At 42.3% G+C, this 20,843-nt stretch carries 14 protein-coding genes and 2 riboswitches; of the genes, 8 read left to right on the forward strand and 6 right to left on the reverse strand.

Annotated elements, in window-relative coordinates; translation table 11 throughout:
• Nucleotides 1–44 precede the first annotated feature (44 nt).
• The 4 genes from AK825_RS09240 (at nt 45) to AK825_RS09255 (ending at nt 5,536) form a co-directional block, all read left to right on the forward strand.
• On the forward strand, nt 45–947 hold the full coding sequence (locus AK825_RS09240) for an ABC transporter permease (protein ID WP_068036528.1): 903 nt from the start codon (nt 45–47) through the stop codon (nt 945–947).
• Nucleotides 948–1,008: 61 nt separating this feature from the next.
• On the forward strand, nt 1,009–1,803 hold the full coding sequence (locus AK825_RS09245; RefSeq protein ID WP_068036530.1) for an ABC transporter ATP-binding protein: 795 nt from the start codon (nt 1,009–1,011) through the stop codon (nt 1,801–1,803).
• 188 nt (nt 1,804–1,991) lie between these two features.
• Nucleotides 1,992–4,364 carry an FdhF/YdeP family oxidoreductase gene (locus AK825_RS09250; RefSeq protein ID WP_068036532.1) on the forward strand — a complete coding sequence of 791 codons (2,373 nt, stop codon included), beginning with the start codon at nt 1,992–1,994 and terminating at the stop codon, nt 4,362–4,364.
• Nucleotides 4,365–4,453: 89 nt separating this feature from the next.
• On the forward strand, nt 4,454–5,536 hold the full coding sequence (locus AK825_RS09255; protein WP_082787223.1) for a formate dehydrogenase accessory sulfurtransferase FdhD: 1,083 nt from the start codon (nt 4,454–4,456) through the stop codon (nt 5,534–5,536).
• Between the two features lie 264 nt (nt 5,537–5,800).
• Here the strand turns inward: AK825_RS09255 and AK825_RS09260 are convergent, their stop codons facing one another.
• From AK825_RS09260 to AK825_RS09285, 6 genes are all read right to left on the reverse strand, one after another.
• On the reverse strand, nt 5,801–6,241 hold the full coding sequence (locus tag AK825_RS09260) for an outer membrane protein assembly factor BamE (protein ID WP_068036533.1): 441 nt from the start codon (nt 6,239–6,241) through the stop codon (nt 5,801–5,803).
• Between the two features lie 79 nt (nt 6,242–6,320).
• On the reverse strand, nt 6,321–9,140 hold the full coding sequence (locus AK825_RS09265; RefSeq protein WP_068036535.1) for a YadA-like family protein: 2,820 nt from the start codon (nt 9,138–9,140) through the stop codon (nt 6,321–6,323).
• Nucleotides 9,141–10,516: 1,376 nt separating this feature from the next.
• Nucleotides 10,517–11,749: a VWA domain-containing protein gene (locus tag AK825_RS09270; RefSeq protein ID WP_068036537.1), complete on the reverse strand. Its 1,233-nt coding sequence runs from the start codon at nt 11,747–11,749 to the stop codon at nt 10,517–10,519.
• A gap of 11 nt (nt 11,750–11,760) precedes the next feature.
• Nucleotides 11,761–12,627 carry a MoxR family ATPase gene (locus AK825_RS09275; protein WP_068036540.1) on the reverse strand — a complete coding sequence of 289 codons (867 nt, stop codon included), beginning with the start codon at nt 12,625–12,627 and terminating at the stop codon, nt 11,761–11,763.
• Nucleotides 12,628–12,859: 232 nt separating this feature from the next.
• On the reverse strand, nt 12,860–13,552 hold the full coding sequence (locus AK825_RS09280; protein ID WP_227514045.1) for a hypothetical protein: 693 nt from the start codon (nt 13,550–13,552) through the stop codon (nt 12,860–12,862).
• A 257-nt stretch (nt 13,553–13,809) separates the two neighbouring features.
• A complete protein-coding gene (locus tag AK825_RS09285) occupies nt 13,810–14,130 on the reverse strand; it encodes a YcgL domain-containing protein (RefSeq protein WP_068036543.1) in 321 nt (106 codons plus the stop codon).
• Nucleotides 14,131–14,467: 337 nt separating this feature from the next.
• Nucleotides 14,468–14,594, forward strand: a riboswitch (glycine riboswitch).
• Nucleotides 14,595–14,649: 55 nt separating this feature from the next.
• Nucleotides 14,650–14,805, forward strand: a riboswitch (glycine riboswitch).
• A 165-nt stretch (nt 14,806–14,970) separates the two neighbouring features.
• Here AK825_RS09285 and gcvT point away from each other — a divergent pair.
• The 4 genes from gcvT to gcvP all read left to right on the forward strand — a co-directional run bounded on the left by gcvT (nt 14,971) and on the right by gcvP (nt 20,735).
• Entirely contained in the window at nt 14,971–16,146 is a 1,176-nt protein-coding gene (gene gcvT / locus AK825_RS09290; RefSeq protein ID WP_068036545.1) for a glycine cleavage system aminomethyltransferase GcvT, read from the forward strand.
• Nucleotides 16,147–16,306: 160 nt separating this feature from the next.
• On the forward strand, nt 16,307–16,687 hold the full coding sequence (gene gcvH / locus AK825_RS09295) for a glycine cleavage system protein GcvH (RefSeq protein WP_068036548.1): 381 nt from the start codon (nt 16,307–16,309) through the stop codon (nt 16,685–16,687).
• A 205-nt stretch (nt 16,688–16,892) separates the two neighbouring features.
• Nucleotides 16,893–17,705, forward strand: coding sequence for a nitroreductase family protein (locus AK825_RS09300; RefSeq protein WP_082787224.1), 813 nt, complete (start codon nt 16,893–16,895; stop codon nt 17,703–17,705).
• A 129-nt stretch (nt 17,706–17,834) separates the two neighbouring features.
• On the forward strand, nt 17,835–20,735 hold the full coding sequence (gcvP, locus tag AK825_RS09305; protein WP_068036551.1) for an aminomethyl-transferring glycine dehydrogenase: 2,901 nt from the start codon (nt 17,835–17,837) through the stop codon (nt 20,733–20,735).
• The last annotated feature ends 108 nt before the right edge of the window (nt 20,736–20,843 follow it).

A 20,843-nucleotide genomic window follows, 5' to 3' on the forward strand; every position in this document is an offset into this window, starting at 1 on the left:
GAATGTTATTTACTAAACGCTTGGTTATGACTTACTGATATCTTATGTCTCTAATTGCTTTTTTTGGTGCGCTTGAAAGCGGTCTAATTTACGGCCTAGTAGCACTTGGTGTGCTCATCTCATTTCGTACGCTCGACTTTCCTGATTTGACCGCTGATGGTAGTTTTCCATTAGGTGGCGCCGTCGCTGGCATCTCTATCGTCGCTGGTGTCAATCCATGGTTGGCCTGTGCTTTTGGTATGCTAGCAGGTTCAGTCGCTGGTATCGTCACTGCATGGCTACACGTCAAACTTGGTATCTTGCAACTACTTGCCAGCATCTTAGTCATGGTCGCGCTATATTCTGTCAACCTACGCATCATGGGCGCGCCCAACTTGCCGTTGTTAGGTGAAACCACAGTATTTAGCACTTTGGTCAATGACGAAAATGGCTATTGGATGCGTTGCCTTATCATTGGTGTGGTCATATTGCTTGCCAAGCTATTCTTAGATTGGTTCTATAGCACTGAAACTGGCTTATCCATGCGTGCAACTGGTTCAAACCTCCGTATGGCCCAAGCGCAAGGCATTAACACCTCTTGGATGACGATTATCGGTATGGCCGTCTCTAACGGCCTAATTGCTTTAGCAGGGGCGCTGTTTGTACAGACCCAAGGTGGCGCAGATATCTCTATCGGTATCGGTACGATTGTCATTGGTCTAGCAGCAGTCATCATTGGGGAGACCATCATCCCTGCCAAGCGTATTTGGCTGATTACCTTTGCCGTAATCGTTGGTGCGGTACTATATAAGCTATTTATTCAGGTCGCGCTATCGAGCGATACGCTGCGTAGTATTGGCTTTGGCCCGCAAGATTTGAACTTGATTACTGCCCTACTTGTGGTATTAGCACTGGTATTGCCAAAAGCAAAAACTAAGTTTTTATCTCGTAAAGTTCGCGTTCAATGACAGTCAAAGCAGGCGGTAAAAAACTGTAATAAGCTTGAAGAGACAATAAGGAATAACGATTATGATGCAAGCCACAGATTTACGGTTGACCTTTAACCCGGGCACGCCTATCGAAAACCCTGCCCTCCGTGGTATTAATTTAAACATCGCTGATGGCGAATTTGTGACTGTTATTGGTACTAATGGCGCAGGTAAATCGACTTTTCTAAACGCCGTAAGTGGTACCACGCGTGTCGATAGTGGCTCAATCTTACTAAACGGCATCGATGTCACCAAAAAAACAGCGCATCAACGCGCTCATTGGGTCGCCCGTGTGTTTCAAGACCCGATGGCTGGGACTTGTGAAGCATTAACTATCGAAGAAAATATGGCATTGGCCTACAAACGTGGCGGCAAACGAGGTCTAAGCTTTGCACTAAACCAGAATAACCGTGATTTATTCCGAGAAAAACTGTCAGTCCTAAAATTAGGTTTAGAAAATCGTTTGACCGACCGTATGGGGTTATTATCTGGCGGGCAACGTCAAGCTGTGAGCCTACTAATGGCATCATTACAACCCTCTAAGATTCTATTGCTTGATGAACATACTGCTGCTCTTGACCCTAAAACTGCTGCTTTCGTTTTAGAATTGACAGATAAGATTGTCACTGATAATGAGCTAACTACCATGATGGTCACGCACTCAATGCAACAAGCATTAGCACATGGCACGCGTACAGTAATGCTGCATCAAGGCCAAGTGGTATTAGATGTCGCTGGTGACATACGTAAAGATATGACTGTACATGACTTACTTGATATGTTTGAGCAAACTCGCGGTGAGAAGGTTGAAGATGATAGCTTGATTTTGAGTTAACTAGTCTACCGGCTGCTATGTCCGCAAGAAATGTATTAGTTGACAATCAAATTATAAACCTTCAAGAAAACACTCTTTTCTTGAAGGTTTTTTGTTATCTATAGTTAATGCTTCTACAAACTTTTCGCTAGCCATTATATAGTTGCTATATAAAGCTTATTTGCTGCCATTTACCTATAAGGTCTGTTATGCGCAAAATTCCTGTTTATTCCCACCCTGCTGCCGGTTGGCCTGCGCTGATTTCCTCTACTCGTAAATTGATGGATTATCAGACTTTCTTGCGTGGTAGTTTAAGTGTGCTAAAAAGCAATCAACCTAAAGGCGGGTTTGATTGTCCGGGCTGCGCTTGGCCGGATCATAAGTCACATAAAATGATTGATGTCTGCGAAAACGGCATTAAAGTCATTGCCAGTGAGACCATGTCAAAAAAGGCAGATGCACAATTCTTTGCACGGCACACCGTAACCGAGCTACAAGGATGGTCTGGCTACGAGCTTGAACATAGTGGGCGCTTATCAGAGCCCGTATATTATGATGCGACCCAAGACCGCTATGTACCGATTTCTTGGGAAGCTGCTTACAAGCGTATCGCTGAGCAGTTAGCACAGCTTGATTCGCCAGACGAGGCGCTATTTTATACTTCAGGCCGTGTGACCAACGAGCCAGCCTTTATGTATCAACTGTTTGTGCGCTGTTTTGGCACCAATAATTTACCAGATTGCTCAAACATGTGTCACGAGCCAACCTCAGTAATGCTCGGTAGACAGTTAGGCGTTGGCAAGGCGACGGTGATGTTAGAAGATTTTGAGCAAGCCAAACTGATATTAATGTTTGGTCAAAATCCTGCGACTAACCACCCACGCATGCTTGAAATGCTCGCCCATGCTCATGAGCAAGGCTGTCGAATCATCTCGATAAACCCTATGCGTGAACAAGGCTTAAGTAAATTTAGAAATCCGCAAAAGCCCACGCATATGGCGGCAGGTCAAAGTGATGATATGGTCGACGATGTCATTCAAATTCAAATCGGTGGCGATACTGCGCTGTTGACTGGTATTGCAAAATGGCTGATTGAGAACGATAAAATTAATAACGATTTTATTGCGACGCATACGTCAGGTTTTGAGCCATTAAAACAGTGGCTGACAGAACAGTCATGGGTGGATATCGAGCTTGGTTGCGGTATTGCTCAAACAGAAATTATCAATATCGCAAAGCTGGTTGCCAACAGTCCTGCGACGATTTGTACTTGGGGTATGGGCATCACCCAGCATGTGCAAGGTGATGACAATGTGGCGATGATTACTAACCTGTTACTATTGATGGGTATGATTGGGATTGATGGTGCAGGCGCTTCCCCAGTGCGTGGACATTCCAATGTGCAGGGCGATCGCACCATGGGCATTCATGAACGTCCCGGACAGGCTTTGCTTGATAGCCTTGAGCGCGTTTTTGAGCGTCCAATGCCGCAAGAGGACGGTTTTGATGTGGTGGCTGGCGCCAAAGCATTAATTGCTGGTAAGCTCAAAGTCTTTATGAGTATGGGCGGTAATTATGCCGTTGCCGCGCCTGATAGCAGTGCCATTCAACAAGCCTTGACCACGACTCAGCTCAATATTTTTGTGGGCACCAAGCTCAATGAAACCATGCTGTATCCGGGTGCAAATAACCTCATCTTACCTTGCTTAGGTCGCACCGAACGCATAATCACCGCTAAGGGTGAGCAGTTTGCCACTATCGAAGACTCTATGTGTCAGATTGTACCTACTCAAGGCAACCTTAAGCCTGTTAGCGATACGTTAAAGTCGGAAGCGCAGATTGTGGCAGATATTGCTACTCACGTGCTTGGAGCTGACTTATTAATCCCTTGGCAAGCAATGAGTGAAGACTTTGACATCATTCGTGACTATGTCGCCCAAGCGATTGATGGGTTTGAGAACTTTAACGAGCGTATTCGTGCGGCTGAGCGTGGCTTTCATTTATATCATCCAGCGCGCCATCGCGTGTGGAATACCGACAGTGGCAAAGCACAGTTTGAAGTACCGAAATATCCGATTACTTATGTCGCAGCACAGATGGCAGAGACAACCTCAGCCCTTATAGACAATGCGAGAGAAGATAACAATATCGATAGCACGCAAGATAATGAGCAAAAAATCTGGCAATTGACCAGTGTCCGTAGTCATGACCAATTCAATACTATGATATTTGGTTATCAAGACCGCTATCGCCAAACCAATCGCCGTGATGTGCTATTTATGCATCCTGATGAGATGAGCCGTTTAGGTTGGCAAGAAGGTGACCATGTTGTGGTATCGCGTCAAGCCAGCTCAAATAGCTCAAACATTACAGACGGCACAGATAAACCACGTACATTAGGGCCTTTAGTATTGACTGAGATGGATATCGCATCCAACGCCGTCGCAACTTACTACCCTGAGTGTAATGATTTATTTGATTTAGACACGCATGCGCCAGACTCCCACATACCAGCTTATAAATCAACGACCGTTGTTCTGCAACGTGTTGATGCAAACGCTGGCATAGCCGACCCTGCATAGTAAGCGTGAGATAATGATTGAGTTATGAATATATTTAAAAGGAAAACGGTAATAACTATGTCAATGCCCATAAGATATAACGAGCCATCATGATAGCTGAAAGCAATGCTGAAACTGACGCGAAATATAGCGATCAATTCTTAGTAAATAATAAATTGGCAAACAAAATTTCAGAAACTATAGAATTATCTGCGGCACCACTTGCGCGTAATCATTTAGCGCAAAAGCATTATTATCCGTCAGATAAGTATGGTCATCATAGTATTGCTGGGACCAGTGTTGCTCAGACTAGTACTGATCAAATCAGAGTTGACTCCCAGTCAGCTAGCTTAGCAGTGGAAGCTGCGGTTGCTATCGTTATTAACGGTATTCACTATGCGGTATTGATGGCAAGTCCTCACCAGCTAGAATATTTAGCTGTTGGATTCTTATTTAGTGAAGGCTTAATTCAGCACAGTCATGAGCTGCTTGATTGGGAAGTTACCCAGCTTACAGATATCGCAAGTTATCAAAAGTTTACGCAAGATTCGTTTGGGCAGGGTTCGCATGTAAAAAACCCTATGAATGAAAGTCTTGAACTTGAAGCATTTGAGCAAAGCTTAATATCACTGCAAGATTACGATATTTATGTGGTAGAGCTAGTGCTAAACCAACGCTGTCATCAGCGTATTCAAGCACAAAAGCGGCAGCTCGCAGGGCGTACAGGTTGCGGTATGTGTGGTATCACTGGACTAACGCAGGCACTGCCCGACTTGAGTGCTTATCGTCAAGACATGCAACAGGTCAAAGCAAATACTCCAAGCCTTAGCTATCTATTAGAAATACGGCAACAAGTCGATGCCATGCAACATACACATCAGTTGACAGGTGCCGTACATGCCGCCGCAACGATGTATAACCAACAATTATATTTGTTTGAAGATGTAGGACGTCACAACGCGCTCGATAAACTTATCGGCTGGCAACTGCGCAACAAGACGGAGGTTGAATGCGTCCTTATGACTTCACGCTTATCAATCGAGCTGGTGCAGAAATCCATTCGTGGTCGTATACCTTGGTTAGTTGGTATGTCCGCCCCTACCAGTACCGCCGTTCGTGTCGCCGAGCGTTATAGCTTGGGCTTGGCTGGATTCTTACGTGATAACAGAGTGACTTATTACTCAGGTACTTAAGGTGTTAAATTGAAAAAATATATAGGTGAAAGAAGTATTTAAACACAACGATATTTTCATTTCAGAAAATAAGCTTTAATATGGTTATAGATGCCTCTTTTCTTATGTTGGTTTTCAGAGCTTAGTAAAATTAAAGCTTAGAAAATTATTTATAAATCTCTATTTTTTAAACAATAGATTTTCTTACCCTATATTCAGAAAAAAGAACAAGACACTAGATGCCTTGTTCTTTTTTTATTATTCAACGTTTACTATTAAGTCAAACTATCTAGTAAATTGTGAATACTTAGCACATGACGCAGGCTGCCAATAAGTCTCAGTTGCAAAAAACTCATCTCTACGAAGCACACCTTCATAACTGTCATCGAAAATGACTTTATAACGGCAAGTTTCTACATTTTGATTGGCATCATAGAATTTGAGGATATAATCCCATTCGCGAGCATTGAAGCCTTCTTGAAAGTGTGGAGTACCAATCAGTTTGTAAATCTCGTTTTTAGTAGTACCGACTTTAATTTTGGCAACATCATTTTGCTCAACGATTTTGCCTTCTCTTTGCCATGCTGAACTTTGATCAGGGAATACCAAATCATCAGGATTAACAGAGCCATGCTGAGCGCCCGGACTGACATGCCAAGTACAGCCAGTTACAGCAAATAAAAGAGCAGTAGCCAACAATCCGTGGCGATAAATAGATAAGTTCATTGTTTATTCCTTAATGTGTCATGAGTGATTTGACAATATCTGCCCGAGTACAGACATTGTCATAATGCGTTTGATTGGATTAGAAATGGAAGCCTGCACCGATAGCACCGCCAGCATTACCTTGAGTATCGGCTGTACCATTTATTTTCATCACCCAGCGACCGTTATCAGAGACTCTTGAGACACCGATAGCAACTGCGCTTTCGCCGTTATATGAGGCAATACCACCACCTATCATCGACTTACCTGCGATGTAAGCTTGTGGCAATGATGACATCGCCATCGCGGCTGAGATACCAGCATTGGCATTGTCTTCAACCTCACCAATTCTATAGCCTAAATTATTAACGTTTCTGTCAATAGTCACAAGCTCACCATTAATTGCTCTATCGACAGTATCAAGCTGACTCACGTTTACAGCATCAGTAGGATTAACACCAGCGGCGACATTAGTAATTGTATTGCCACCATTATCCAGACCATTGCTATCAAGCGTCGTATTGCCAGCTTTAATACTAGTCACTACTATATTTTCGGCAGTAGCTACTCTAATACCACCATTGTCATTACTCAGGACAATGTTATTTCCGGTGACAAAGTTAGCCGTATTGTTTGCTTGGTTAACAGTCTTGACATTATTACCATCAATCTGAGTAACGACTGTTTGCATGGCACTATCTGCTTTCACTAAGCTATCTTTACTGGCCTGACTGAGATCTACAGCATAGTCAGTAACGTTAGCGGCATTTTTATTACCAGCTGTTACGGTCACTGCACTAGAACCAGAAACGCTGGCACCATTCGCATTAACGGTATAGATATCTTGTCCATTTTCACCTGTTGTTTTAACCACATTAGTGATGTTAGTACCAGCAGCAACTTCAGTTCTAGAGCCAGCAGCAGCTGCTTGTATATCACCGATGTTAGCGGCATTGGTAGCGATATCGCCGCCACTTGCAACGTTAGTAATTACGGTACCGCCTGCATTAATACCACCTGCAGTAATACTAGGTCCAGTAGCGCCATTGCTATTAGTAAAGCTTACGCCTGTTTGATTAACAACAGTGCTGTTACCAGCGTTATCACTAGCTGTAAAGCCGTTTGCACCGTAGCTAGTTGAATCACCAGCAGCATTGGTTACTGTAGTGCCACTTGCAGTCAATGCCGTTGTATCACCATCAGCATTAGTTACTGTAGTGCCACTTGCGGTCACTGCCGTTGTATTACCTGTACCATCATTAATAGCTAGGCCGGAATTGCTCAGAGTGCTATTACCAGCGGTAACACTAGTAACATCAAGGTCGTCTGCAGTGGCCACCTGATAGTTAGTAGAACCATCTTCATTAGCGGTTGAAGTTACAACAATGTTTTTGCCTTGCGTAACTGTGCTCTTGGCAGCGGCACTGTTTCTGACTTCATTCAATTGATCAAAGTTAACTGCATCTGTGCCATCTGTAGCTCTAGCTACATTGGTAATTTTGTTACCACCATTATCTAGGCCATTATTGCTCAGTCTAATCGTTTGGTTAGAACCGCCAGTCAGAGTAACACCGTTATTATTAACAAGGGTGTTGCCAGTAGTCACACTGTTTAAACCTAAGTCTCTGTTCAATTGAAGTTGCACACCATTAGCCGTAGTCACTGAGGCTATGTTTTCATCACCAGTAACGGCAATAGTGGCACCTAATTTAAAATTATTAGCTGTAACGCCATTTCCGAAGTTAATACCCTGATTGATGCTAGTGGTATTATTGGTAATACTGCTGTTTAACGTATCTGCAACTGAAAACAGCTGGCTACCGTTGATAGCATCTGTACTGGTTGCCGTTACATCACCGGCCGCAACATTTTTGATTTGACGTTCTTGACCACTAGCACCAACAGATATTTGATCACCTGCTACGATATTGGTTGCTCCAGCAAAGTTACCATAAGTGACATCGCCTACAGTTGCGCTTGTGACACTTTTCGCATTAGCCAAGGTATTCGAATTGGTACCAATCGCAACCGAACCCTCAGTAGTCGCTTGTGCGCCGCTACCAAGCGCAATAGAGTCTCTACCAGATGCTTTAGTTTGCTGCACAGATTGATAAGCAGCACCTTGCTGTCCAGAAACTGTAGAGGCATTTTCGATATCAGCAGAGCCAATAGCGATACCACGATATCCAGTTGCAGTTGCAGAATGACCTACAGCTAACGAGCCTGTGCCTGTTGCGGCAGCAACGTTACCCATGGCTTGCGAATAATCACCTGTAGCAACAGATTGTCGTCCTATCGCTAAAGCAGTATTGCCTGCGGATAAAGAGTCGACACCTATAGCAACGCCAGCAACATCCGTAGTTTTTGCATATTCACCTATTGCCAATCCCAATGCACCTTCAGTGCGTGCTCCCGTACCTATGGCGACCGAGCCTGCGTTCCTTCTCTCTGACGCATATTCTTGTCTATCACCTGCATCAACGGTACTGGCATTAGCCACATTATTGGTATAATAAGGATTGCCACGATCAGCGATTTGATATCCAATATCATTGGTAAAGGATGCGCAACCAATAGCGATGTTTTCTTTATTAGTGCCTGAATTTGCTTGACTGACATTAGTACATTCGGAATTGGAAACAGCCATACCATTACCTATACCGCCGCTTACCCCTACTGCAGCAATGGCTTGTGAAGACATGCCGATTGCCAAACCTGTTAGACCTACCGCAAATAACCCCGAACGTAATGCACTAAGGCGTAAGCTATAAGCACCTGCTGTCAGCTTGTTAGCAGATGCACTTGAAGCGTTAGAACTTACGCTAGACTTAGATGACTTGCCATTTGCTTTAGCGTTTTCAGCAACGGCTGTAAAACATTGTAGGGCGTCGTTCCAGATGACTTTATAATTGCGATTCATAATGTGTACTCCCAAATAGACCTATTAGATATAAAGAACAAAACCAAAATCTATGTTACAGAGAGCTTAAATACCAAAATGAAACGGGTCTTAATCTTATACGGAAGAAACATTTTATTGAAATGTAACCAGCTACTAAGCTTTAAGAAGCGAAAACTTTTTGTATTGTAAACTTACTGTTTCCATATATATTCATAATTCCGGATATATGTATTCATATTAACGGATATACATATATAGAAACAATACCGTTAGACAGTTATTTACAACCGTTCGTCAATATCTTTACATATTAACAACAAAGTCAACTGTTAATATCTTAAAAAACTTATGACTAAATTCTCGTTTTAGTACAAAATTATTAGTCATTATCGACCATATTCAATATCAACAAAGACAAAAAGACCCCAAGCATTTAATAGCCTTGAGGTCTTTTTGTCTCTGCACTCACCTTGGTGAAATACACAAATATATGATTATAATTAAAGATTTAAACCAGCGTATTGGTTGGGAGTCTTAAAATTGTCACAGAAGACAATAGAATTAATTATTAATTGGAGAGTTTTTTCTGTAATGTGCAAGCTTGCATGTCATATATCAATCAATGAACTGTATAACACTCTTACTGCTTACCAGCTAAATAGCAAAAAATGTCCGTTCGTCGGGATTTTGAAGTCACTTATTATCAGGGAGAGATAAGAATTTGATTGGATTTGTGCCAATAATTTGAGAAAAGTTGCTGAATTTGGTTATGTAGGTCCAGAGATGAAGGCAGTATTTTTGGTTAGTCTTCCATTACTCAGCCCTCTTAATTATCACTTTATGACCTTCCATCTTATTTTAGTGCTAAATAGAATAAAGCCTGTGAACACTACTGTCTGTCAACTACTTATCAACCTTACAATCATGCTCCCCACACATAATAAATATTTAAATATCAGATCTTTGAAGATTCGTATTCATTTGTGCTTTTGATATCTGAGGATAAATTTTTTAAGCATAGGAAGTAGTGAGGTGATCATATAGGATACAAGTGAGTCTTTAACAATTACATAGATTCATTTATCGTATTCGCATTGTTTAATATCAAATATAGGTATATTGTTAGGAAGCTGAAAACCCTATCTTATCAACCAGTTAATACATAATCATTACTATCCATATTTTGAAATTGTCAATAGTTATATAGTTACATTTTCTTGACAAATAGCATCGCCCTACTCAACTCAATTGTTTCTAGAAACATTTGTTGTTAAGCGGCTCTAAATTTATAATTACTTTAAATTAAATATGATACTGTTAGATACAAAAAACCACTACTATTATTTCATAGCAGTGGTTTTTATAGTTTATTAAAAGTAAAAATTTATGGACAGCTAGCGAGCTAAATAGGCTGTCATATCTTCCACTCCATGTAGTGTCATAGGGTACATGTTATTATTGAATAACTTTTTGATTTCCCCAATAGTCTGGGTATATTGCCAATAAGCTGGGGTTTCAGGATTCAACCATGCGACCTTGTCAAAATGGTCAAGTACCCTTTTCAACCACACTACGCCAGCTTCATTATTCATGTATTCAACGCTGCCACCCACTGAAAATAGCTCATATGGTGACATTGAGGCATCACCAACGAATATCACTCGGTACTCGCGGCCATATTTATTTAGTAGCTCAAAGGTTGGCATAGGCGCACTATGACGACGATTGTTATCCTTCCAGACATAATCATACAAACAGTTATGAAAGTAAAAGAAATCTAAGGTTTTAAATTCGTTTTTTGCCGCTGAGAACAACTTTTCTAATGCTTCAACATGGATATCCATACTGCCGCCCACATCAAATAGCATCAGTACTTTGACACGATTGCGACGCTCAGCCTGCATATGAATATCGAGTACGCCTTTCTTAGCAGTACGTTTGATGGTTTCATTAATATCTAGCTCGTCAGCGCTACCGGTGCGTGCAAATTGGCGCAAATTACGCAGTGCCATCTGAATTTGCCGCGTGCCAAGTAAACTATCATCGTCAAGATTACGGTATTTACGCTGCTCCCAAACCTTTGCTGCACTGCGTTTACGTGACTCTCCGCCCACGCGTACGCCTTCTGGATGATCACCATAAGCACCAAACGGTGAGGTGCCACCGGTGCCGACCCATTTACTACCACCTTGATGCCGCTCTTTTTGCTCTTTGAGACGCTCTTCTAAAGCCTTCATCAACTCTTCAAGCGAACCGTATTTTTTGAGCAATCGCCGCTGTTCTTCTGTTAGATTTTTTGGATCTAACTTTAAGTCCAGCCACTCTTTTGGAACGTCCGTCAGCTTTGCCATCAACTCATCGATGTCTAAGCTATCGACTCCCTCAAAATAATCTGCCATCGCCCGATCGAACTTATCAAAGTGACGTTCGTCTTTGACCATGCACAGACGAATAAGGCGATACATATCTTCACGACTGGCAAAATCGCGCAGCTCTGGGTCATCTGGATATTCAGGATGCGGCTGCATCATCAACCCATGCTCAAGTGCAGCGTTTAAATCAAGCAGCTCGCGAGTACTCACAGGCACACCGTAAGTACGTAAGGTATAGAATAGTTTGATAAACATAGTGTTTAACCTTAACGACGCATCATATTGGCAAAACGCTGTAATAAGTTCACATCAGCTTCATTTTTAAGAAGTGCGCCATACAATGGTGGAATAGACTTTTCACCACGCAAGTTTTCTTCCAACTCTTCTTGTGCCATATCATCAGCGAGTAATAAGGTTAACCAATCAACCAACTCTGAGGTTGATGGCGGCTTTTTGAGACCTTGAATATTGCGTAACTTATAGAAGATATCGAGCGCATCATTGACCAGTTTTTCTTGAATATTAGGAAAATGCACATCAATAATTTGACGCATGGTTTGCTCTTCTGGGAAGTCAATATAATGGAAAAAACAACGACGCAAAAATGCATCCGGTAGCTCTTTTTCATTGTTTGAGGTGATAATGACGACAGGGCGCTGCTCAGCAGTAATGGTCTCGCCCGTCTCATAGACATAAAAAGACATTTTATCAAGCTCATGCAACAAGTCATTTGGAAACTCAATATCCGCTTTATCTACTTCATCAATCAGCAGCACGCTACGCTCTTTACTGGTAAAAGCTTCCCAAAGTTTACCAGGCTTGATGTAGTTACCAATTTCATACACCTTGTCATCACCCAATTGTGAATCACGTAGGCGCGATACTGCATCGTATTCGTAGAGCCCTTGCTCAGCTTTGGTCGTTGATTTGATATGCCATGTAATAAGCGGCATACCTAAACTGCTGGCAACTTCTTCTGCCAGTAAGGTCTTACCTGTGCCCGGCTCACCTTTGATTAGCAGTGGCTTTTGTAATGTCATAGCCGCATTGACTGCCAGTTGCAGATCATCGGTGGCAATATAACTCTCAGTACCTGTAAAGCTTGGTTTTGCAGTCTTATTTTCAGTGCTCATGGTCAAATCTCAGTCGTTGTAATCAATATGGATATATGTCAAAAAATAATAGTTTAGATTAGCACAGCCTTTCTTAATGCCCAAATACTCATGCGTTCGCAGTAGCTAACAAATCTTAAGCATTTGGCTAATCTAAAGTTAACGTATTGCCATAAAAAAAGACACGCAACGGTGTCTTTTATTTTACTTCCTACAGTTTACAAAAAACTTGCTAGCTGATGTAAGTTGTTAACTATAGCTTCTTATCTGAATCAACCGAACCATCATCAACTTGTGTACTAGGCTTTGTCGTACTTAACCTCTTATCTATATTATCGTTAGAACTTTGCTTTTTCAAATTAATCTCTTGCTTGGCATTCATAGCATCATTATTTGAAGGCTTGGTAGTTACTGGAATGTTTACTGGTAATGGCTCACTATTCTTCTCTTCTATATAATTACCCGTTGCCAGTTGCATATTTGCTTGCGCATCTTCAGCACTACGGCGACGCGCTTTGTCCAAACTTGAATCAAAAGCGCCACGAATAAGCTGCCAGACAAAACCAACGAATAACCCAACGACCAATACCACTAGAATTGGTAGCGCATTGGTAATAGCAGTGGCAGTATCCTTCATCATAATCGCATAAACGACACTGATGCTTGCGGGCGCTATGACACTAGGATCACTAAGTGCAGTACCTGGTGCCAAGAGCACAGCAAACAATACCATCCAGCTCATGCCACCTAATGGACGCGGTAACATGCGTGCGACCAAAATCCAAAGTAGTAATACCACGATGGAGCCACCGAGATAAGCGTACATTGGCAGGTCGGCGGGTGGTACGTTTTTGACCATCTGACTCCACCAAATGACAATCTCACCAAGAATGTCACTAAGCTTTTCCAGAGGTAAGCTTTCTAAGATACTTTTTAACCAGTCCATGCGTGTTTAGATACCTACGTTTGTAATTAGCAATAGAGTCATTGAGTAGTCACTAAATTAATTAGCAACTCAGCCCTAACGTGCAAGCTTGATAGGTGGCTAGTTTATCACGACTTTATAGCAAAAAGCATATTAGCCTCTTGTGCAAAGACTTTTTTACGTGGGATTTTGGTAGCTTGTTTATAGGTTTTAGACTATCAGCTACCATCACCTTACTTGTGTTTTCACTGGCAGAATTATAAGTGCCTAGCCATAACCTAGTCGTAAATATTATCCTGAGACTCGCGAGCGCGCAGTTCTGCTTGACGGCGCATCACATCTTGCGGTGGCACTTGGACAAAATACCCTTGTGATTTTAGCTTCGCCAATACTTCTTCCTTGTCGACGCGGGCAAGCTTTGGCGTCGTTTCCAAATCCAGATGTATAACGAATTTACTCATACCCAAACTGGCTCGAAAGTCTTTTGGTAATACACCCAACCAATCCTTGATTTCATCAGTATCATCAGGATAATCGGGACGCGCGATATAGACATACATATCGTCATGTTTGGGAAATTTATAAATATCACAATGCATAAAACACCTATCTAACACTAAAGATTAAAGCAAATTGCAAATTAAAGCAGTCATGCAAAATGCTTATGGATAATAGGATTATAGCCTATCATGGTTCACTTTATTATCAATACTCGCTTTCAGTGGTAGCTTTTTAATAAAACAGCTGTATCTTTCCCTACTACTTATATTTTGTATTAGCATTTATTATTAGTAATGACTGAACTATCAATGAGACTTGGAGCATGATTTAGGGCATATTTGACGGTCAAAACCAGCAAAAAAACGACTTTTTATGAAATTATTGGCATTAATCCAATTGATGGCTTGTAAAACAGCTATGAACCTTTCATAATAAAAGCGTTTTTCAGGAGAGAGTTTTTGGCAGAAATGAGCGCTCATTGTGCGCTATTCATACTGTCATACGACCACCGAAGGCGCATCTACCCTGCCAATCGCTCAGGTAAAAGGACTGAAAAACGCATGCCCCCACTGTTTATTTGCATTTTTTATTTTAATTTTGCAATCATAAACAAGCGGCATAACAAATCTGGAGAGTGGTAAGGACGGACGACGCCTTACCCACCGAAGGGGAGAAAATATGACACTACACGCTCTGAGCTCATATTGAGTGCATAGCCTCTGATAAACAGCTGTCGTATTGAAAATCTCAGGTCACAGGACAGATAGGGCTTTTGCTTAAACGGACGTTACGCGTCTGTTTGGCTCACTGCTTTATGTTTTGTGTTACCCTTTGTGGCAATGTTTGCACCCTGCAATCTTGCTTCTCGCTACTGTTACGACGCTCATCAACCTCGTGCTTTTTACAAAGTACTGATGACGTACACACAAGGATTTGTTATGACCGATACTAGTTCTCAAGACAATAATAGCCAAGCTCCTCAACGTACACCTCTATATCAGTCTCACGTCGATAGTGATGGCAAAATGGTGGATTTTTCTGGCTGGGAGCTCCCAATTCATTACGGCTCACAAATCGAAGAGCATGAGGCAGTACGTACTGATGCTGGGATGTTTGACGTCTCACATATGGTAGTGGCTGACGTCAAAGGTGCTGAAAGCAAGGTATGGCTACAAAAACTACTAGCAAACGATGTCAATAAACTAAAAACCGTTGGTAAAGCCTTATACTCGCCTATGCTCAATGAGCAAGGCGGCATCATTGACGATCTTATTGTTTACTTGATGAATGCGGATGAAACCGAATACCGTATCGTGTCAAATGCTGGTACTCGTGATAAGGACATCGCTCACTTTGATAAAGTTGCTGAAGCTTTCGATGTTGCTATTACCGAACGTCCAGATCTTGCTATGCTTGCCGTTCAAGGGCCAAATGCAGTAGCAAAACTGGCGCAAGCTAAACCAAGTTGGGCTGATATTCTTGACGAGCTTAAGCCCTTTGTTGGTGCTGACCTTACTGATATAGAAGGTAAAGATTGGTTTGTCGCTCGTACTGGCTACACTGGCGAAGATGGCGTTGAAGTCATTATGCATGCGGATGATGCGCCTGCATTCTTTGAGCAGCTAAAAGCTAATGGCATTAAACCTGCTGGCCTTGGTGCGCGTGATACCCTACGTATGGAAGCTGGCATGAACCTCTATGGTCATGATATGGACGAAAATATTAGTCCTTATGAGTGTAACATGGGTTGGACACTGGCACTAAAAGACGAGCGCGACTTTGTTGGCCGTGAAGCAATGGTTAGCAAACGTCAGCAAGCAAAAGATGACAGCACTGCGATGAAGCAAGTTGGTCTACTACTGACTACCCGTGGCGTTTTACGTGAAGGCATGGAAGTGACTATCAATCAGGGCACAGATAATGAGCAAAAAGGCATCATTACCAGTGGTACGTTCTCCCCTAGCCTCAAAAACTCTATCGCTATCGCACGCGTTCCAGCTAGTTTATCAGACGACGATAAAGTACAAATCGACTTACGCGGTAAAGGTAAGTTCGTAGATGCTCGTGTCCTTAAGTTACCATTTGTACGCAATGGCAAGCAGCAGTTTGACTGATTTTAATGTTGACTAAGCTTAACGAATACTGTTTGATTATGGGTTAATCGAAACTTTCAACGACCACAATGATAACTTCGATTAACCACAGCCTATTATTGGCTTTTATGATTTCTTAATATGTTTTATTATCCAGCCTCTATCACTTAGGAGAGACACCATGAGCAATGTTCCAGCAGAATTAAAATACATCGCCAGCCATGAATGGTTACGCTTAGAAGAAGACGGTACTATCACCGTTGGTATCACTGACCATGCCCAAGACTTGCTTGGTGACGTGGTGTTCGTTGAGTTACCAGAAGTTGGTGACACTATCGTCGTTGATGATGAAATCTCAGTGGTAGAATCAGTAAAAGCGGCATCTGACGTTTATGCTCCTATCTCAGGTGAAGTCGTCGCAGTCAACGAAAGCCTTGAAGATGATCCTGAAATCATCAACTCAGACCCATACGGTGAAGGTTGGTTCTTTAGAATGAAGCCTGACAACATGGATGACTACGAAGCGCTACTAACGGCTGAAGAGTACCAAAACGAGCTGTAAGCTTCTAAAATATTGAAGCTAGTAAATAATACTAGCTGTCCAAAAACTGCAGATATTAGCGTCAGCTGGTATCTGCTTATATTTAGTAATATACAGACAACCTAATTCAACGAATAAACTAACTGTTGTATGACTTTATTCGTATCACGCTACGATTACCTATTTTTATTGTTCTTTATATTAACGCTACGTTTTGGAGCCTCATATGAGTCAAGCAGATTCTAACGCCAATCATACTGATGCAGCCGATACGCATAGTACTCATGTGGACAGAAATAAAACAGCTAATCTAGCAACACCTAGCTATACGCCGCAACTGCAAGCCTTTCGTGAAGTTATAGAATCACGTCGTTCAGTACGTCGTTTTACGGATACCCCTATTCCTGATGATGTGCTCGCAGAATGCCTACGACTGGCCATGCTAGCGCCAAATTCTAGCAACTTGCAGCCGTGGGAGTTTTATGTAATTGATAGTACAGATAGCCGCAAACGTGCTGTCAAAAACTGTATGGATCAAAACGCCGCGAAAACATCTGCGCGCTTAATTGCCGTGGTCGCACGTACTAATATTTGGCATGAGCATGCCCAGCAAGTTTTACGTGAATACCCTGATAAGCCTGTACCAAAAAAGGTCAAAGACTACTACACCAAGGTGGTAGCAGTAGACTTTTTACGTGGTCCGGTGAATACAGTATCCGCAGTTAAATGGGGCGCTACCCAAGTATTCAGACAAGTAAAAGGTCCGATTAAATCGCCTTATTATACCTCTGAAGATGTCAAAAACTGGGCAACCAACAATACTGCTCTTGCCGCTGGAAACTTAATGCTAGCACTGCGAGCACACGGTTTCGATAGCTGTCCTATGGGCGGATTTGACGAGCCTGCGATGAAAAAACTGCTTGGACTTAGCGATGATCATCATGTTGTCATGATGATTGGTGCAGGTGAGCGCTCTGACAAAGGTATTTATAACTCGCAGTTCCGCTTTGACCAAGACCAGTTTGTCCACTATGTTTAACTGATTGCCTGATTTGGCCGATAGCTTTTCCTTCATTTAGTGATTATTCGATTAAAGTTATTGTCTCAATTTTGCTCTACCCTTTTATCCTAACTTATTACTTTTTTATCCAGTCTATTAAGGATTGTCATGACTAATTCTCAAAAACCTACCTTTGATACTTTTAAAGGTTTATTTAATGAAACTGAATTCGTTTATCGTCACCTAGGTTCTAACGATACCAAGCAAGCCGATATGCTAAATGCGATTGGCTATAACGACATGGCAAGCTTTATTAATGATACGGTCCCTGAGCCGGTACGCATACATAAAGAATTAGACTTGCCGCTCGCGATGAGTGAGCATGCAGCCCTTGCCAAACTACGTGCCATGGCTGATAACATTACGGTCAATAAGAGCTATATCGGTCAAGGTTACTCGCCTGTGCGTATGCCAGCCGTTATTCAACGTAATGTGCTAGAAAATCCAGGTTGGTATACTGCTTACACGCCTTATCAAGCTGAAATCGCTCAAGGTCGTCTAGAAGCATTGCTTAACTTCCAACAAGTTTGTATTGATCTGACTGGACTTGAGCTTGCTGGTGCTTCATTACTTGACGAAGCGACTGCCGCTGCAGAAGCGATGGCAATGTCAAAACGCATGAGCAAAAGCAAATCAAACCAATTCTTCGTTGATGACCGTATCTACCCACAAACGCTAGACGTTATCCATACCCGTGCTAAATACTTTGGTTGGGAAGTTATCGTTGGTGATTTTGAACTGGCGAAATCTGGTGATTACTTCGGTGCGCTATTTCAGTATGTTGGTAAAGAAGGCGATGTTAAAGATTTAACGGATGTTATTAGCGCGGTTAAGAAAAACAAAACTTACACATCAGTCGTCAGCGATATCATGAGCTTGGTGCTATTAAAGTCACCTGCTGATATGGGTGCAGACCTTGCATTAGGTAGCACGCAGCGCTTTGGTATTCCTATGGGCTTTGGCGGTCCACACGCTGCCTATTTTGCTTTCTCTGATAAAGCAAAACGCTCAGCACCTGGTCGTATCATTGGGGTCTCAAAAGACTCGCAAGGTAACACCGCCCTACGTATGGCACTACAAACTCGTGAGCAACATATCCGCCGCGAAAAAGCCAACTCAAATATCTGTACCTCACAAGTATTGCTTGCCAACCTTGCTGGCATGTATGCCGTCTATCATGGTCCAAGCGGTGTGAAGCGTATTGCCACTCGTATTCATGCGTTTGCCACTGCCTTCGCTGATGTTATCAGCAATGCAGGTAGCGACAACCAATTAAATGTCGTCCATAAGCAATTCTTTGACATGGTTGTGGTTGATTGCGGTTCAGAGAAGATGGCAACTCAAATTTTTGAAAATGCAGACAATGTTGGCTATAACCTGTGGCGTCTGAGCGATAGTAAACTGGGTGTATCATTTAGTGAAATTAGTGATGAAAAAGACTTTAATGTCTTAACTCAGCTTTTCGTTAGCAAGTCGCATAACTTACCTGAAGCGGCCAGTGTATCTTTAGATGCGGCGCACTTACGTACAGATGATATATTAACGCATCCAGTATTTAACTCGCATCATACCGAACATGAAATGCTACGTTATTTAAAGTCGCTTGAAGATAAAGATTTGGCGATGAACCGCAGTATGATTCCACTCGGTAGCTGTACAATGAAGCTAAACGCTACTAGTGAGATGCTACCTATCACATGGCCTGAGTTTGCAAACGTGCATCCTTTTGCACCGCGTGACCAAGTAAGCGGCTATATCGATATGATCGATAGCTTACAAGAGCAGCTAAAAGCTATTACTGGTTTCGATGATGTTTCTATGCAGCCAAACTCTGGCGCATCAGGTGAATATGCAGGTCTTCTTGCTATCCGTCGCTATCATGAGTCACTAGGTGAAACTGACCGCGATGTTTGCCTCATTCCTCAATCAGCGCACGGTACTAACCCTGCTACAGCGATGATGATGGGCATGAAAGTCGTTGTGGTCAGAACTGATGATAACGGTAACGTCGATATCGACGATTTAACGGCTAAGTGTGAAGAGCACAGCAAAAATCTTGGCGCTTTGATGATTACCTACCCATCAACACATGGCGTGTTTGAAGAAGGCATCCGTAAGATTTGTGACCTTATTCATAAGCATGGTGGTCAAGTCTACATGGATGGCGCTAACATGAATGCTCAGGTTGGTATCATGCAACCTGCTGACGTTGGTGCAGATGTACTACATATGAACTTGCACAAGACATTCTGTATTCCACATGGCGGTGGCGGTCCTGGTATGGGTCCTATCGGGATGCAAGCGCATTTGGCACCATTTATGGCCAACCATACCATCAGTCCAGTCCATAACGCGCAAAAGGACTGTTCAGCAGTATCAGCAGCACCGTATGGTTCAGCGAGCATTTTACCAATCTCGTGGATGTATATCGCGATGATGGGCCGTGATGGCTTGCTTGAAGCAACCAATCTGGCGTTATTAAATGCCAACTATGTTGCCTCTCAGCTTAAAGACCACTACCCTGTTTTATATACTGGTAAAAATGGTCAAGTCGCGCACGAATGTATCATTGATATTCGTCCATTAAAAGAAGAAACTGGCATCAGTGAGAGTGATATCGCTAAACGCTTAATGGATTATGGCTTCCATGCACCAACGATGAGCTTCCCAGTATCGGGTACGTTGATGATTGAACCAACAGAGTCTGAATCTAAAGAAGAGCTAGATCGCTTTATTAGTGCCTTAAAATCTATCAAAGCTGAAGCAATGAAAGCTAAAGCAGGCGAAGATAATTGGACACTAGAAGACAACCCGTTGGTCAATGCACCGCATACAGCTTCTATGATTACTGATAGCGAATGGACGCATCCATACAGCCGTGATACTGCTGCGTTCCCGCTACCTTATGTCCGTGCTCACAAGTTCTGGCCAAGTGTGGCACGCGTTGATGATGCTTATGGTGATAAGAACCTGATGTGTTCTTGCCCAAGTATCGAAAACTACATGTAGTATTCGATAACAAAAAGTCATCTTAATACATTGTTTTATATAAAAATAAACCTCCAAGTCAGTAGCTGATTTGGAGGTTTTTATTTTGTTTACTATTTATGTATATAA

Source organism: Psychrobacter sp. P11G5, assembly GCF_001593305.1.
Taxonomy (GTDB): Bacteria; Pseudomonadota; Gammaproteobacteria; order Pseudomonadales; family Moraxellaceae; genus Psychrobacter.